Genomic DNA, 16345 nt, shown 5'->3' with positions numbered 1-16345 from the left:
CAGCTTTCCAGCTTTCCAGCTTTCCAGCTTTCCAGCTTTCCAGCTTTCCAGCTTTCCAGCTTTCCAGCTTTCCAGCTTTCCAGCTTTCCAGCTTTCCAGCTTTCCAGCTTTCCAGCTTTCCAGCCTCCAACCTACTGCATTAGCTTTCTATTACCTGATAGACACAGGGTGAATCATCCGGTTTGGTATCTGCTAACGAGATCGCCTGTCTCAGCATATCCGCCGCTGTATTCCAGCTCTCTTTATCGCTGGCATGCAGCTGTGCAATAGGCTGGTCTGTAGACAGTTTATCGCCAAGACGGCAGATATCAGTGATACCAACAGCATAATTGATCTGATCGGTGGGCACTTTACGACCACCACCCATCTGAACGACAGAAAGCCCAACATCACGGGTGTTCATAGCGCTGATATAGCCTTCACCATCCATATAAACCGGCTTGATAATGGAGGCTTTTGGAAGATACTCATCGTAATTTTCCAGAAAGTCAGCAGGACCGCCCAGACCATGAACCATCTTGCCAAAGATTTCAGCGGCTTTTCCGGACTCCAGAGCATGCATAAGCTTCTCTCTGGCCTGATCGGTGCTTTCAGCAAGGCCTCCTGAAACCAAAACTTCAGCAGCCTGGGCCAGGGTGATTTCATGGAGTCGCTCATTTTGATATTCGCCGGTCAGGTAACGCACCGCTTCTCTGACTTCCACCGCATTACCGGCACTGGAAGCCAGACATTGATTCATATCAGTCAGCAGAGCTGTGGTCTTTACGCCAGCACCGTTGGCAACCTGAACAATGCTTTCGGCCAGCTCTACCGATTTTTCGTAGGTAGGCATGAAGGCACCACTGCCGACCTTAATGTCCATAACCAGAGCGTCCAGTCCTTCTGCCAGTTTCTTGGCAAGAATCGATGCAGTGATCATGTCTATGGATTCAACCGTAGCGGTAACATCCCGAATGCCATAGATACGTTTGTCAGCAGGTGCTAACTCACCGGTCTGGCCAACGATAGCCACACCGGATTCTTTTACTACTTTACGAAACAAGGCTTCTGAAGCTTGTGTCGTGTAACCGGGAATGCTGTCCAGTTTATCCAGAGTGCCGCCGGTATGACCCAGGCCACGACCGGAAATCATGGGCACATAGCCACCACAGGCGGCAATCATAGGGCCGAGCATCAGGCTGACTACGTCGCCTACACCACCGGTAGAATGTTTATCCAGAACAGGGCCGTTCAGGTTGTCAGCGGACCAGTCCAGAACGTCGCCAGAATCTCTCATGGCACAGGTCAGAGCGACACGCTCTTCAATACTCATGCCCTGGAAATAGGTGGCCATGGCAAAGGCGGCTACCTGACCTTCGGAAACGGTGTTATCAGTAACGCCCAGAATAAACTCACGAATGGCGTCAGAATTCAGCACTTCGCCTTCGCGCTTACTGCGAATAACTTCCTGTGGGAGGAACATATCAATAGCCTCCCTTGTCTTCAGTCGCTTCTTGAAGATCCAGTGCTACCAGGAGGTTACCCAGCAGGCTGCTGGCACCAAAACGATAGTGGTCACGATCAATCCACTCCGCGCCCATGATCTCTGCTGCAATAGCCAGATGCTCTTTCGCATCTTCAGCAGTGCGGATACCGCCGGCGGGCTTGAACCCCACATCTTTACGGCCACTGTCGCGAATCACTTCCAGCATGATTCGGGCGGATTCCGGGGTGGCATTAACCGCCACTTTACCTGTGGAGGTTTTAATAAAATCGGCACCGGCTTCAATAGAGATTTCGCTGGCACGGCGGATAAGGACAGGATCTTTCAGTTCACCGGTTTCAATGATGACCTTGAGCCTGACATCTTTTCCGCAGGCATCTTTGCTGCGGCTGACAATCTCATGGCCAATGGTTTCGTTACCTGCCATCAAAGCCCGGTAAGGAAACACCACGTCGACTTCATCAGCGCCATAAGCCACTGCGGCACGGGTTTCTGCAACAGCAATCTCTGCATCGTCATCCCCTGCCGGGAAGTTAGTCACTGTTGCGACCGTCACGTCTTCCAGACCCAGCTCTCGCAGCGTTCTTTTAGCAACAGGAATGAATCTTGGGTAAATACAAACGGCAGCGGTATTGCCGGCAACAGTCTGGGCTTTTTTGCAGAGTTCGATAATCACCTCAGGGGTGTCATTATCGTTCAGGGAAGTCAGGTCCATCAGTTGCAAGGCCTGACGGCTGGAAGAGAGAAGGTCGGTCATGGTGTTTGTCCTTTCTGTAATTCCAGAGGACACACATCACGACAGAAGGGCAGTCAGGGCTTTTTTTCTCCATGGGTAATGAAGCAAAAAGCGGTTTTAATTATTCTGACTTGTCTCCTGAGTTTGCTGGGTGGACGGCATCCTCATTGGTTCCTATTACGCAAACTCAAATAAACGCACAAAGGACGCCCAGCCGAAGGCACTGGAGTGGCTTCGGAATCGAGAAGTGTTTAAATAGGATTTAATATGTTAATCAATGTTTTTTTGGAACAACAGAAAGGTTTTTTGGATGGGTGTTTAATTAATTTGCATGTTCTTGGATATCAATGCCTTAACCGGAATTTATGCTCGTTTTTTAGCTGAATTAATTCAAATTACAGGTCTTACTTAATACGGTTTACTATTCGATTTTCTAATAGAGTGGGTCAGCATTAATGAATGTCCAGCTTTTTACTGTGCTGTTCAAGGGCTTTTGCACAGCTCATCAAAAGTAAGGGTTCTAATTCATCAGAGTCGAACTGTTGGAAGGGAATGAGATTTTTGAAAAACTGACGCCATGGCTGTTTGGTAGTGACTTTTACCTTACTGAGGACTTTACTGTCCTGCAATCTGTAAATCTGGCTGAGTATCTGTAATTTTGGGCGCCAGAAGAGAGGCACGGGAACCCCTACCAGGCCAAACATAAATGAGCCGCCCTGGTAACTGGGGATAATGATATCAATCGCAAGATCATCACGGCTGACCTCTTTCAGGTTTTGAGCAGAGGGCAGCTCAAACAATTCTTCTAACCTTCGATACAAGAGCGATTCATTGGATTCGAACAACAGAGGCAGTGGCTGGTCGAAAAAACGCTTCAGGTCTTTACGCTCAACCACATGTATATTGCCCAGATAGAGTTTGTAGGTTTTTTTCCCAAACAGTTTGTTCAACATTATTTTTATTCTGAGGTTTGCGGGTGGTTAGAATGACCCGATTTAAAAATGAGTTCACCGATCTCGGCTATAGCGGAGTTTCTAGCGTCAAATGAAGAATCCGTTTCGGTGATATAGATACTGACAATAAAGGGAGGCTTATATTCTGGCCAGACGATAGCGGCAATACCTCTCGAACCATAGCCTCCGGCGCCAGTGCGATCAGCAATAGACCAGCCGTCTGGTAAAACAGATCGAAGCAGGCCATCTGCCACCTGGTTTTCAATCATCCACTGTTTTAGCTGATTTTTAGAAGGCTCTGATAAGACATTGCCAAAGACCAGCTGGTTTAACGTTTGCACTATTGCTTCAGGCGTTGTGGTATCCCTCAGGTCGCCGGGTTTTCCTTCATTTAATTTTGTTTCAATGCGATCAAGGCGGGAGACTGAGTCGCCGGTACTGCGGAGGAAGTTTGTCAGCTCCGAAGGCCCGCCAATATGCTCAAGCACGATGTTGGCTGCCGTGTTATCGCTGGTCAGCATAGTGGCTTCGCAGGCTTTTTCCAGACTGATGTTTTTTCCAACCTGCTTTGCAGTGACCGGTGAGTAGGTGACCAGCATCTCTTTGGTAACTGTTGTTGCGGAGTTGAGAGAGAGCTTGTTGTTATCGGCATCATTCATCAGTTTGGCACAGGCCAGGGTTTTGAAGGTACTCATCAACGGGAAGCGCTGGTTACCCTTATAGCTCCAGCCTTTTTTCGTTGAAACCTCATAAATTGAAACCCCTATCCTCGCATCCAGTCGCTTTTCAAGTGCAATGACTTTTTCTTCGACTGGTTGATAGTCTGATGCCAGTGCGGCAGAGGCAGCTAATGTCAGACTGGCAGAAAAAAGTACTCTGAACAGTGGCAGAAGAGGCTTGCGTATCATGGGCTATAGAGAGGTCCGTTGGCTGGATCAGAGAACGAATGAAGCCCGAAAGACTACTGCCTTGTAACTCCGGGTGCAACTGCCAGCGGGACTCTTTTAGAAAGTCAGAATCATGGTCTGTACCCTGTCATCTGAGTCTTCTCTCATTGGTTCCGTTTCATCTGAGACTTCAAACCCCATTGATTGATAGAGGGCAATGGCTGAAATATTGGTTGTATTCACTCCCAAAGTAACGGTTTCCATACCCTGATCCCTGGACCAGTTCACAATACTGTCTAACAAGGCTCGACCCAAACCCAGCCCTCTCGCATCCGGCGAAACCCACATCTGGTAGACATTGGCGGTTGTATCTTCCGGTCTGTGGATAACTCCCCAGGCTACACCACAAACCAGACCATCAACTTCAGCCAGTAATGGCAGGGCTTTCTGATCAGACTTGATCCTGCAGCGATCCTGCCACTGTTGATCGGACTCCTTTCTGGCGTATTCATAGGTATTGCAGAAAGCTTCAGGTGAATCTTTTAGAGAGCGAAGACGGATTTCTTTGTAGGTTTTCCAGTCTGATTTCTTGATGGTTCTTATCTTAAGTTCTTTGTTGTTCATGTCTTGATGTAAGTCCAGTTTTACAGCCTTTTATACATACCTTCCGCTTCCGGATTTGTTCGCTTGTATCCCAGCTTTTCATAAAAACCTGGCTTGTCTGCGATCATTGAAACATAAGATCCTTCCATGGCCTCAGATGCCAGATACTGGTCGATCATTTGCATGATCTTTTTACCCAGGCCTTGCCCCTGGTAAGAGGGATTGACTGCAATATCTACAATCTCAAAGAAACAGGCACCGTCACCGATAACCCGGCCCATACCAACCAGTTTACCGTTATCACGAATTGTCACACCAAATAGAGAGTTAGGGAGCCCTTTTGTGGCCGTTTCCAGTGCTTTGGCGGATAGGCCAGCAGCTTCTCTCATGGCTACGTATTCTTCAGGAGAAGGCAGGGTACTACTGAATTCCAGCTTCATATGATTCATTTACCGATAGTTTTACTGAGCGGTTCAGAGTGATCAGCTTTACGGACAGATCAGGGGTACTGTACGTTTCTGACTCAAGAAAACCAAATCGTTTATAGAGAGAAATGGCAGGAAGATTATTTTCGGCAGTCGTCACCTGATAATCAGTGTCACTATTGAGACAGCTCCTCAATAATTGACTGGCTATCCCTTGCCTGAAAACTGAAGGGCACACAACCAGCCTTGAGATGATTGAGTGTGATTCAGCTTCTTCTATCTCAATCACTCCAATTAGACTCTCATTCTTTATAAATCCAAAAAAGTGATTTTGGCTGCTTAAAATATCTTCGACGGTCTCATTCAGTGGTGGGAAGTCGCTTGCGCCTATCAGTTCTGCTTCGATGCGATAGGCAGACATTGAGGTGGATAAGATTTTTTCTGCTGTAGTTCTGTAGTTCTGTAGTTCTGTAGTTCTGTAGTTCTGTAGTTCTGTAGTTCTGTAGTTCTGTAGTTCTGTAGTTCTGTAGTTCTGTGGTTTTGCACTAATTTGAGTAGCATCTCCGCTACCTTCTTATTTATTGAAAAATGTTCAGTAAAAGTGGCTATAGCGATAGCACTTCATTTTGAGCCAGGTCATATATCGAAAGATTGACCGAATCTTCAGGAAGAGTGTGAATAGTGTTGTCTTTTCTATTGATGATTTTACTGCCGCTCATTTTACCGTTCGCAAGTACAAGATTTCCCCAGTTCACCTGAATAATACTGGCATCGAACTTTTCACTGAAATAGGTGGCTTCAGAGTGATAGTCATCATTATCAGTATCAGATACTTAGGGTTCACCTATATAGCTTGGCCAAAAGATAATTTCAGGCTCTTCGGTAAAGTGGATCGTTTCGTGATCTTCTATTTCTCTGCAGAAGATGGCACTGAACTTAATGTTTTCTATTGTGAAGGTGGGTCTGTGCTGAAGCTGTGAGAATGCTTTTTTCTCACTTTCGGTTAACCCTTCCTTGAGAATGTAGCCTTCGATGTCTCCCTTCTCATTGATGTAGTAACTTCCATTGTATTTTTCACTGTTTTTGAAGATGACACATCCGACAAGCACTCCTATCTGATGCTTCAGGCATGCTTGTTTGATTGAAGCAATATACTCGTTCGTCTTTGCATGGGTCGACTTTACGATCACAGGGCCGTTGAATCCTGTAATGGCGAGTTCTGGAAAAATACAAAGTTTAGCGCCTGATTGGCTAATGGCTTCAATTGTCTCCAGAATAGTTGAGAGATTTTCCTCTTCTGTCAGAGACATTTTCATTTGAGAAATAGCTATTTTCATTATTATTTGGTTTGGTTAAGTTGTAAAAAATTCGATTGCACTAGGCCGTAGATCTCAGTATCAGTGACTTTCCCATCGACTATCCATCTCTCTTTTAGTAAGTATTTGGTTAATTGATATATGGCAATAAAAATAGAATGATTAAGAGTAATGAGATGGAGCCAAAGCTGACTGTTTCAGTATACTCATAAAGTCCCCTAAGTATTGACGCATATTTCCTGAGTTTAGGATCCTCAGATGAAAAGTATGATCTATCTCTTAGATATCTCCTGAGGGTCGATATTTGCTGTCTGGTGGAGAATAAAATTCCTATATGATGAAATTCTTTCAATAGAGCTGGATGTTTTTTTCTTAGGTATCTAATAAAAAATATCAGAAGCAGGTAATTGATAGGAAAGTAGATGATAAAGCAAAATATCAGAGTCCATAGCAGTCCATCTATTACAAGTTGTGCATCGATCAAAATAAACCTTCCACGCTACCGCCCTCTCTTTTCGTGAGTGACGATTCTTGTATTGAAAATGAGTACTTTGCCTTAGTCGTATGTATATATCCAGAGGCGAATACGCGTTAGTAATCGCAAGAAGCGTAAGCGTCTCTTTCCCATATTGGCTGAATCCAGACTTCCGTGCCCTGGGTCAATGTATTAGATGGTGAATATCTGAACAATAGGCCGGCTATTTTGAACTCTGGAAGTGGTATGTGGAATAAACTCAATAAATCTATGATGTTCTGCCAAATGATGTTTGGCTTGTCATTTTATGGCGTGATGGTCATTCTGACTCGTTTCTTTCTGGAAGAACTGAACTACAGCGAAGCCGATACGATGATGGTTGTCGGTGCCTTTTCTTCTATTGGGCCTCTTTTCGCTATTGCCGGCGGAATTATCTGTGACAAGTTTCTGGGGTCTAAACGTGCCCTGACCATTGCCTATATCTGCTTTGCAGCCGGTTATGCATTATTGGTGCTGGGTTCTTCGACCCTGAATGTACCTTTGAGTTTGTTGGGTATTGCGCTTGCCAGTTATGCCCGGGGTTTAATGTCCCCCTCTTATCCAAGCCTCTATAAGCGTACTTTCAAGTCTCATGAAGACTTTGAAAACGGTTACCCCATTAACTATTCCGTCAATAATGTCGGTGCACTGCTGGGCCAGTACCTGTACCCCATTTTTGTTCTGACGGTTGGGTTTGCAGGTGGCTTTACACTGTCAGCAGTAATGGCTGCGTTTGCCGTTGGTGCTCTGTTTATTTTCCACAAGCCTCTGGTAAGTGTGGGTGAAGACATTGATAAGGAGCCGGTCAGTGCCAAAAACATGGGTATCTTCCTGTTGCTGTCGGCAGCAATGCTGGGCATGGTGTTCTTCATGTTCTCGGATATGGATACCGGTCAGTACATTGTCTATGCCATCGGCGGTGCAGCATTGCTGTATTACGTCTCTCTGATCTTCAAAACAGGTCGGGCCGATGCCATGAGAATGGGGGCGATTCTGGTCATGACCGCGATCCTGACTACGGCCTTCTTTGTTTACTATGGTCAGATGATGACGTCGATGAACATCGTGGCCATTAATACTTTGAAAGGGGATTTGCTGGGCTTTATTCCGCTGGCGCCTGAAGCAGCCATGGCTTTGAACCCGCTTTGGTGTATTGCCATGGGACCGGTGATCACCTTGTTGTTTGCCAACCTTGAAAAACGGGGCATTCAATTCACCACGGCCACCAAAATCTCGTTCGCATTTGTCATGACTGCAATCGCCTTTGGAATTCTGACCTATGCGGTCAGAAGCGTAGGTCCGGATGTCAGTATTTCGCCCAACGTCTTTCTGATTATTCATGGCTTCCAGGCGTTTGCAGAGGTGATTGTCGGTTCTCTGGTGGTTGCCTTTATTATTTCTGTAACGCCGAAAGAGATTGAAGGCTTTTCTGTTTCTCTTTACTCCGTTGCCATCGCCCTCAGTGGTATTGTGGGTGCCGTGATCTCGGGTTCTATAGCTATGGACAAGGGTCAGGAAATCACCCAGTCATTTGTTCAGACTGTTTATGGCAACTACTTCATGGTGCTGACAGTTGCTGCAGTCGTCATGGTTGTAGTCGCTCTGGCGGCTTCTTTGATGATCAAGAAAATGATCAACAAGGCCGATGAGTGGGACGAGACTGAAGCACTCTCTCCAGCGACAGTCTGATTGAAAACAGCATGATGAGCATTGACCCTGAACTTATGGCGTTTTTGGGTCAATGCAGTTTGCTGGAAATATATCGATTCAGGCTCACACCTGATTCTGCTGCTTGAATAGCCAACATACGGTGAACTTCAGGAGGGATTCGAACCATAAGTTTGCCGCTGTAGTTTTTGGTCGAAAATGGTTCAGGGACCTCTTCACTGTTAGCTTCCATATCCTTGATGCAATTCGCTACTAACTGGCGAATTCCCTTCAAAGCCTGCTCCTGGGATTTATCAAGCCAGCTAAGGCCAGGCAACTCGGCACACAGTCCTACATACTCCTGATCTTCTTCAGACCAGGTGACACGATATGTGTATCGATCAACTACTTGGTTAGCCATTCTCTGCCTCCATGCGACCAATCGCTTGCAGCACTTGTCGCACTTGATAAGGTTTTGCTTTGCCCTTGTCATTCTGGATATTGACTCTTGGATCACCTTTCCAGGGTGTTTTGTAAACACGATGACTGGAGCCTGTCTGTCTTGGCTCCCCAAAAAACCAGTCGCAGATTTTACAGAGATCTTTGAACCGGATGCTCTTGGGGTTGCTGTTCATCTGGCTGAGAATATCTTCGATATTAGCCATAGTTGTATAGTAGCACTATTGATATCATTTTTAATGAGGGGTTTCTGGTTCTGAAAACCAATGCTATGGAATGACTCAGTAAAGAGAGTCAGAAACAATTAGAGAAAAGCAAGATAGTTCAGCAGAGTGGTTAGTCAATCGTTTAAGTCGATTGGTTTATTTATGTATGCTCTCCAGACCCCCGAGCCCGTTAGTCTTGATGGACGATGATGGCGCTTCCCCCAACCGGTTTAATCGGTCACTGTTCAAGGAATTTTTCAGTGCGGTTCACCGTGAAAAATTTTTCATTCCCAGAGGGAACAAAAATTTATTTCAGTCGCTCATGACTGATTCATTCATTTCGAGCTGCTACAGGTTCGAATATGGATACTCAAAATAACAATCAGGCGGTATGACCTTTCAGTAGAGCAGTACCAGCCTTGCCGATGGAAAGGTCATTTCCGGGGGATCCAGACGATGACAGAAAAGACTAACGATAGCGGAGACAGGGCTCTTGACGAAGACATAGTCCTCTACGAAGTACGTGATCAGGTGGCCATCGTTACCATGAACCGTCCTGAGTACAACAATGCCCAGAATTCAGCCATGACTTACGCTCTGGATGATGCGTTCAAGCAGGCTGTAAATGACGACAACGTTAAGGTCATTGTTCTGGCGGGTAAGGGCAAGCACTTTTCTGCGGGTCACGACATCGGCACTCCCGGGCGAGATGTAGACCAAACCTTCGATCGCAAGCATCTCTGGTATGACCACGTGAACAAACCCGGTGGCGAATTTCTCTATGCTCGTGAGCAGGAAGTTTATCTGGGTATGTGCCGTCGCTGGCGTGATATTCCCAAGCCTACCATTGCCATGGTGCAGGGAGCCTGTGTTGCCGGTGGCCTGATGCTGGCCTGGGTCTGCGACATGATTATTGCTACTGATGATTCTTTCTATGCTGATCCTGTCGTGCGTATGGGCATTCCTGGCGTGGAATACTTTGCCCACGTGCATGAACTGAATCCTCGCATTGCCAAAGAATTTCTGTTCCTGGGTGAGCGTATGCCTGCCGAGCGTGCCTACCAGATGGGCATGCTGAACAAGATTGTTACCCGTGCAACGCTGGAAGAAGACACACTGGAAGTAGCCAACCGTATCGCTAAAATGCCACGAATGGGTCTGCAGCTGACCAAACAGGTCATTAACAATGCAGAAGACCTGATGGGTAAGCGAAGCACCATGGATATGGCGTTCGGGCTCCACCATTTTGCTCACACTCACAATGAAATGGTGTCAGGTGATCGTCTGGCTGGCTTCGATGGTAAAGCCATGGCGGCTTCCCAGAGGCCACTAGCGCCTGATAAAGCAGGGCAGGAGAAAGATAAAGAGAAGACGGAGGCTTAAGATGTCGAGATTGAAGACCCGTCTGACTGAATTGCTAGGGTGTGAATACCCCATTATTCAAACGGCCATGGGCTGGGTAGCGGATCCAAAGCTGGTGGCTGCCACCTGTAATGCCGGAGGTTTTGGTTTCCTGGCAGGCGCTACCATTCCACCGGAATCGATGGAACAGGCCATTATCGAAACCAAAAAGCTCACCAGCAAGCCTTTTGGTGTCAACTTTCATATGTACCAGCCCAACGCTGGAGACATTGTCGATAGGGTGGTTCGACATGGTGTCAGAGCGGTCAGTTACAGCCGTTCTCCAGGCAAACAAATGGTGGCGCAGCTTAAAGAGGCAGGTGTTGTCTGTATTCCAACCGTGGGTGCTCTCAAACATGCCATTAAAGCGGTAGAGATGGGGGCTGATGCCGTCACTGTTCAGGGTGGAGAAGGGGGAGGGCATACAGGCTCTGTACCTACTTCGATATTGCTGCCTCAGGTCGTGGATGCCCTGGATGTTCCTGTTGTGGCTGCCGGTGGTTTTAAAGATGGCCGAGGTCTGGTGTCTGCCATGGCATTTGGTGCTGAAGGTATTGCCATGGGCACCCGGTTTCTGATGACCAGCGACAGTCCGGTGCCACCGAAAACCCTGGATCGTTACGTCAACACCACCAATCCTGCCAATGTCATCATCAGTAAAGCCATTGATGGTATGCCTCAGAGAATGATCACCAATGAACTGCTGGGCAAGCTGGAAAATGCAGGTGGTACCAAGCGTCTGATTATGGCCCTGACCAGTGGTCTGGCTTATCGAAAATATACTGGCATGAGCGTCTTTCAGCTTTTGAAGAGTGCTGTGCAAATGAGCGGCTCAGGTGATGTCACGGCCGCTCAGGCCATCATGTCTGCCAATGCCCCCATGGTCATCCAGAAAGCGATGGTGGATGGCAAACCGGCTGAGGGCGTTTTACCTGCTGGTCAGATCGCTGGTGTCATCAACAGTCTGATCAGTTGTGAAGAGCTCATCCAGGAAATAGTCCAGGAAGCCGACGAACGTTTGAATAAATTGAGTCAATTTGTATCCTGACCGCCATGAATCAGAAAGCATCAGGGAAAACAGCCATGAGCGATAGAAACAATCTTGTATCGCCCATCAATTCATAAAAGCTGATACAAGGTTTTTCAAGGTAATTAGAATAATGACAAAACCATACAAAGTGGCCATCGAAGGCGGTATCGCTGAGCTGGTATTTGACCACCCTCCTGTCAATGCATTCAGCAGTAAAGGCTGGGCTGACATAGCTGCAGAAATTGAAGGTCTGGGTGAGAACGACGATGTTCGTGTCATCATCGTTGCCGCAGAAGGCCGGGGTTTCTGTGCCGGTGTTGATATCAAAGAGCTGGCAGAAGACGACAATCTGATTGTAAAAGTCAACAAAGGCAACTACGACACCTTTAAAGCTATTCACTTGAATCCCAAGCCGGTCATCGTAGCGGTACACGGTTTCGTGCTGGGTGGCGGAATCGGTATTTCCGGTGCTGCAGACATTATTGTGGCTTCTGAATGTGCCCGCTTTGGTGTGCCTGAAGTGGATCGTGGAGCCATGGGTGGCGGTGCTCACTTGCAACGAATGTTCCCGGTTCAGAAAGTTCGCTACATGTATTTCACCGGTGACATGATTGATGCTCAGGAAGCCTATCGCCTGGGTGCCGTTGAGAGAGTGGTACCAAGGGATGAGCTTCGTGTTACCGCGAGGGAAATAGCGGCCAAGATCGCAGATAAAAGTCCTCGTATGATCAGGATTGCCAAAGAAGCCCTCACTGGCATCGAAGATGGCAATCTGGAAAACAAGTATCGCTCGGAACAGGGCTTTACCCTGGAGGCCTATACCTCCCCGGACTCTCAGGAAGCTCGTGACTCTTTTGTAGAAAAGCGCGATGCATCCTTTGCTACCGAAAAAGAGCAGGGCTAAGGCAGGAGAATTACATGGATCTGAATTATACGGACAGCCAGAAAGCCTTTCGGGAAGAAGTGCGAAGCTGGCTGCAAGCCAATGTTCCTTCGGAGCCTCTCAAGTCATTTGATACGGCTGAAGGCTTCCGTCAGCACCGTGACTGGGAAGCCAAGCTGAATCATGGTCGCTGGGGAATGGTGACCTGGCCTGAAGAGCTGGGTGGTCGAGGTTGTGACCTGATCGAGTGGCTGATCTTTGAAGAAGAATATTATCGCGCCAATGCACCGGCCAGGGTAAACCAGAACGGTATCTTCCTGCTTGGACCTACCCTGATGGAGTACGGTACAGAAGAACAGAAAGCCCGTTTTCTGCCCATGATGGCCACCGGTGAAGAAGTCTGGGCACAGGGTTGGTCAGAGCCCGGTGCTGGTTCTGATATGGCAGCCATTCGCTCCAAAGCAGAAAAAGTCGGTGACCATTATGTCATCAATGGCCAGAAAACCTGGTCAACCCGTGCCGTTTGGGCTGATTGGACCTTCGGTATCTTTCGAACGGATCCTGACTCCAGTCGTCATAAAGGTCTGACCTTTATTCTGGTGCCATTGGATGCTGAAGGCGTGACCGTCAGACCTATTGAGCAACTGGATGGTTTGCCAGGCTTTGCGGAAATCTTCTTTGATAACGTTAAGGTGCCCGCAGAAAACGTCCTGGGTGGCGAAGGAATGGGTTGGCATGTGGCCATGTCGACTGCGGGCTTTGAGCGAGGCTTGATGCTGCGTTCACCGGCTCGTTTCCAGGAAACAGCCCGTCGTCTGGTTGAGCTTTATAAAGCCAATCAGGAAGAAGCAGGCTCTCCTTATCACAACAGCGATCCAGCTATTGGTGATGCGGTGATCAAGGCATACCTGGACGCTGAAGCCTATACCCAGACAACCTATATGACAGCTTCCCGTCTGGTGAAAGGAGGAAAGATTGGTCCTGAGTCGTCTACTAACAAAATCTTCTGGTCCGAGCTGGATCAGAAAATGCACGAAACTGCCATGAGTATTCTTAATGCTCGTGCCGAGCTATGGCCTCATGCACCTCAGGCAGGTGAAGTGGGCAAATGGCTGGACGGTTTCCTGTTCTCCCAGGCCGGTCCTATCTATGCAGGGACCAACGAAATTCAACGTAACATTATTGCCGAGCGTATGCTGGGCATGCCCAGAGCATAAGGGAGGCTCAGTCGATGGATTTTACCTTTAACGAAGATCAGCTGGTCTTTCATGACAGCGTAAAAAGTTTTCTTACCAACGAAGTGACGCCTGAGCGCATTCGTGAGCAGTGGACAACAGAATCCGGGCGTTCCAATGAGCTCTGGGAGCAACTGGCAGAGCTGGGTTTAACCGCCATGACAGTACCGGAAGAGTTCGGTGGCCTGGGCATGAGTGAACTGGACTTTATTCTTCTAGCAGAAGAGTGCGGTTATGCTGCTCTGGCAGAGCCTCTGGTCGACAGTGTTCTGGTTGCAGTGCCTCTGATCAGCTCACTGGGTAATGAGCAGGTGCCTGCAGCTAATGGAAAACATCTCAAGGAAAGCTGGTTGCCTCGTATCGCTGAAGGCAAGGCCAGTGTAGCAGTGGGTCATCCTAATAACCCTCTGGTTGCGGATGCTCACATTGCTGACTTGCTGTTACTGCCTAACGGTAGTGAAGTTCATGCTGTTCCTTCCGAGCAGGTGGAGCTGGCACTCAATGAGTCAGTAGATCCTAGTCGTAAGCTTTATAGAGTGACCTGGACACCTTCTGCTGAAACGCTGGTGGCTGGAGAGGAAGAAGGGAAAAAGCTCTGGGATGAGACGCTCAATCGTGGTGCTCTGGCCGTTGCTGCCCAGCAGCTGGGACTGGCCCGAAGAATTGTAGATCTTTCCGTAGATTACACCTACGAACGCAAACAGTTCGGCAAGCCGGTGGGTTCTTTCCAGGCTGTTAAGCATCATATGGCCAACGTTGCAGTGAAAATTGAGTTTGCCAAAGCTCCTCTTTATCGCGCCGCTTATGATGTTTCCAAAGGGCTTTCCACCGCTGGCAGAAGTGTTTCTCATGCCAAACTGTCTACTTCTGAAGCGGTATTGCTGGGCGCCAAAAATGGTATTCAGGCGCACGGTGCCATGGGTTACACCTGGGAAGTGGATCTGCATATTTTCATGAAGCGTGCCTGGGCACTGGATGCCAGTTATGGTAGCCAGGGTTTCCACAAGAAACGGGTCAAGGACAGCATTCTGGCAGAAGGTGCTCTGCTGGGGGCCGGTAACAGCTTTGTTGCCTAAAGCGTGCCCTTGAAGTCCGTACTGATTTATAGGTAAGAGTTCGGGCACGCTTTAGAATGGGCGCAAGCGCCAGGAGGATAAAAATAGATGGCTGAGAAAAACATATTACAATGCTGATTTTTCATAGCTGAGTGTGGCACAGTATGTTTTTCTTTCGCTATGGGCATTCAGGCTGCAAACAAGAATTTTGAGATTCTCGAGCTGTAACAAAAATAGTTAGAGGTGTTTTTAATGCTTACATTTTGGGTCATTGATACAAAAGCCAAAATCGAGCCAGCAAGTACATATGAGCAAGATGGAAGTCAATGGTATTATGGCCGATCAATTGTTCCGGCTAAGTCTATCGAGGAAGCAGTAAGTCTACTTAGAACTGAGTTAAAGGATAAGTACGTTGAAATAGAGGCGGTTCTAGCGATTGTTGACTATGGGTATAAGGTTTGGGATTCGGAAGTTGATGAGCTATACGAAACGATTGAGTCCTACGAAAAGTCCAAAGCAAAGAACGAAGTCATAACAGGTGTATTTGCTTCTGGTATGTATCTGGAGACTGAGTAGAAATGTCTAAGGGAGCAATGAGAAATGTTAAACGATTTTTCCAGAGAGTATAGTTAGTCTTACGTTCAGAAGGTATAAAGTATGTATATTATAAGAAGTGTATATTTTCTGTTGGTCATAACGCTAATGTTGTCTGGCTGCCAAACTAGCGTCTCCACACGTTCAGATACCACTCATAATGTAAGCGACGGTCAAGAACTGATAGTTAAAGGAAAGGTGTCATTACCAGCTCCTGCTGGTTACGAAAAGGTCTGGTTCAATGAGTCGTCAATTATTTTTTCTAAGGCAGGGGGCAGTATTATCTATCGTTGGATAGATCAAGAGGAAATTGAATTCATTGGTTCAAAAAAATCACCTTATGACTTCTTTAAAGGTGCTTTTAATAATCCTGAAACAGTAGAGGAAAAAGGCTTTCTGGAAGGGCTCAGCTCTAGTGTTAAACATCTGGCTTCCTCCGAAAAAAATCTTGAAATGTATTCTTTTGATTATGATGATGGACGACAAATGTATATTTTGTCAGATTCTCTGGATTTTGTTGTGGAAGTTACGTTCAAAGGTGACTTAAATCAATATTTTGAAAAATTGAGCCAATATTCGCATATTAGATAAAGGACGTTTTGCATGGACCCTCTCACAGAGCAAGAAAAGGATGAATTCAGAGAATTCCCTGTCTGTTATATACGGTAACCAAGCCAAGAACTGGAACATAAATTTTAAAGTATTGGAACTATTTGGGAAGCTGATTCAGTCCAGTGAGTCATGCAGTCGTTACATGGATTTGGTTCCAAGACCATTTGTCGTCGGAAATATTATCGGTTGAGCGTAAAACCCCGTACTTTGAGTGCGGGGGTGTAAGCTCGTCGGCGATAGCCGACTAATGCGGTGTTCTCTGCTGCTGAACGTACTGTTTGATGACTTCTATAGGAGCGCCACCGC

The 16345-nt window shown here is 47.1% G+C and carries 18 protein-coding genes; 8 read left to right on the top strand and 10 right to left on the bottom strand.

The annotated features are described in order from the left end of the window. Positions 1-139: 139 nt before the first annotated feature. From deoA to ACR2PX_RS14200, 8 genes are all read right to left on the bottom strand, one after another. Positions 140-1462, bottom strand: a complete 1323-nt coding sequence (gene deoA, locus ACR2PX_RS14235) for a thymidine phosphorylase (protein ID WP_434000017.1) — start codon at positions 1460-1462, stop codon at positions 140-142. Between the two features lies 1 nt (position 1463). Next, positions 1464-2240: a deoxyribose-phosphate aldolase gene (deoC, locus tag ACR2PX_RS14230; RefSeq protein ID WP_434000016.1), complete on the bottom strand. Its 777-nt coding sequence runs from the start codon at positions 2238-2240 to the stop codon at positions 1464-1466. A 431-nt stretch (positions 2241-2671) separates the two neighbouring features. Further along, positions 2672-3172 (bottom strand): hypothetical protein, encoded by a 501-nt coding sequence (locus ACR2PX_RS14225; protein ID WP_434000015.1) that lies wholly within the window; start codon positions 3170-3172, stop codon positions 2672-2674. Between the two features lie 5 nt (positions 3173-3177). After that, positions 3178-4056 (bottom strand): class A beta-lactamase, encoded by an 879-nt coding sequence (bla, locus tag ACR2PX_RS14220; protein WP_434000018.1) that lies wholly within the window; start codon positions 4054-4056, stop codon positions 3178-3180. Positions 4057-4176: 120 nt separating this feature from the next. Beyond that, on the bottom strand, positions 4177-4683 hold the full coding sequence (locus ACR2PX_RS14215; protein ID WP_434000014.1) for an N-acetyltransferase family protein: 507 nt from the start codon (positions 4681-4683) through the stop codon (positions 4177-4179). Between the two features lie 20 nt (positions 4684-4703). Then, a complete protein-coding gene (locus ACR2PX_RS14210; protein ID WP_434000013.1) occupies positions 4704-5102 on the bottom strand; it encodes a GNAT family N-acetyltransferase in 399 nt (132 codons plus the stop codon). Further along, positions 5083-5508: a GNAT family N-acetyltransferase gene (locus ACR2PX_RS14205; protein WP_434000012.1), complete on the bottom strand. Its 426-nt coding sequence runs from the start codon at positions 5506-5508 to the stop codon at positions 5083-5085. The genes ACR2PX_RS14210 and ACR2PX_RS14205 overlap by 20 nt, the downstream gene beginning before the upstream one ends. A gap of 412 nt (positions 5509-5920) precedes the next feature. Then, complete coding sequence (locus tag ACR2PX_RS14200) at positions 5921-6424, bottom strand: nitrilase-related carbon-nitrogen hydrolase (RefSeq protein WP_434000011.1); 504 nt, start codon at positions 6422-6424, stop codon at positions 5921-5923. Between the two features lie 700 nt (positions 6425-7124). Here ACR2PX_RS14200 and ACR2PX_RS14195 point away from each other — a divergent pair. Further along, positions 7125-8606, top strand: coding sequence for a peptide MFS transporter (locus ACR2PX_RS14195; RefSeq protein WP_434000010.1), 1482 nt, complete (start codon positions 7125-7127; stop codon positions 8604-8606). A 49-nt stretch (positions 8607-8655) separates the two neighbouring features. Here ACR2PX_RS14195 and ACR2PX_RS14190 read toward each other — a convergent pair whose 3' ends face one another. Then, positions 8656-8985, bottom strand: a complete 330-nt coding sequence (locus ACR2PX_RS14190) for a type II toxin-antitoxin system HicB family antitoxin (RefSeq protein WP_434000009.1) — start codon at positions 8983-8985, stop codon at positions 8656-8658. Next, positions 8978-9229 carry a toxin HicA gene (locus tag ACR2PX_RS14185; RefSeq protein WP_434000008.1) on the bottom strand — a complete coding sequence of 84 codons (252 nt, stop codon included), beginning with the start codon at positions 9227-9229 and terminating at the stop codon, positions 8978-8980. The genes ACR2PX_RS14190 and ACR2PX_RS14185 overlap by 8 nt, the downstream gene beginning before the upstream one ends. 456 nt (positions 9230-9685) lie before the next feature. Between ACR2PX_RS14185 and ACR2PX_RS14180 the strand changes: the two genes are divergently transcribed. The 7 genes from ACR2PX_RS14180 to ACR2PX_RS14150 all read left to right on the top strand — a co-directional run bounded on the left by ACR2PX_RS14180 (position 9686) and on the right by ACR2PX_RS14150 (position 16018). After that, positions 9686-10612: an enoyl-CoA hydratase gene (locus tag ACR2PX_RS14180; RefSeq protein WP_434000007.1), complete on the top strand. Its 927-nt coding sequence runs from the start codon at positions 9686-9688 to the stop codon at positions 10610-10612. A 1-nt stretch (position 10613) separates the two neighbouring features. Then, positions 10614-11678, top strand: a complete 1065-nt coding sequence (locus tag ACR2PX_RS14175; protein ID WP_434000006.1) for an NAD(P)H-dependent flavin oxidoreductase — start codon at positions 10614-10616, stop codon at positions 11676-11678. Between the two features lie 112 nt (positions 11679-11790). Next, positions 11791-12564, top strand: coding sequence for an enoyl-CoA hydratase family protein (locus tag ACR2PX_RS14170; protein ID WP_434000005.1), 774 nt, complete (start codon positions 11791-11793; stop codon positions 12562-12564). Between the two features lie 14 nt (positions 12565-12578). Further along, a complete protein-coding gene (locus tag ACR2PX_RS14165; protein WP_434000004.1) occupies positions 12579-13760 on the top strand; it encodes an acyl-CoA dehydrogenase family protein in 1182 nt (393 codons plus the stop codon). A 14-nt stretch (positions 13761-13774) separates the two neighbouring features. Beyond that, positions 13775-14854 carry an acyl-CoA dehydrogenase family protein gene (locus ACR2PX_RS14160; RefSeq protein ID WP_434000003.1) on the top strand — a complete coding sequence of 360 codons (1080 nt, stop codon included), beginning with the start codon at positions 13775-13777 and terminating at the stop codon, positions 14852-14854. A gap of 231 nt (positions 14855-15085) precedes the next feature. Then, the gene (locus ACR2PX_RS14155; RefSeq protein WP_434000002.1) at positions 15086-15409 is read left to right on the top strand and encodes a hypothetical protein; all 324 of its coding nucleotides are present in this window, start codon (positions 15086-15088) and stop codon (positions 15407-15409) included. Between the two features lie 81 nt (positions 15410-15490). Beyond that, the gene (locus ACR2PX_RS14150; protein ID WP_434000001.1) at positions 15491-16018 is read left to right on the top strand and encodes a hypothetical protein; all 528 of its coding nucleotides are present in this window, start codon (positions 15491-15493) and stop codon (positions 16016-16018) included. Positions 16019-16345: the final 327 nt, after the last annotated feature.

This window comes from Endozoicomonas sp., assembly GCF_051008435.1.
In the GTDB taxonomy this organism is placed as follows: Bacteria; Pseudomonadota; Gammaproteobacteria; order Pseudomonadales; family Endozoicomonadaceae; genus Endozoicomonas_A.
The sequence above is the reverse complement of the archived record's forward strand: the minus strand, read 5'-3'. Positions and strand labels throughout refer to the sequence as shown.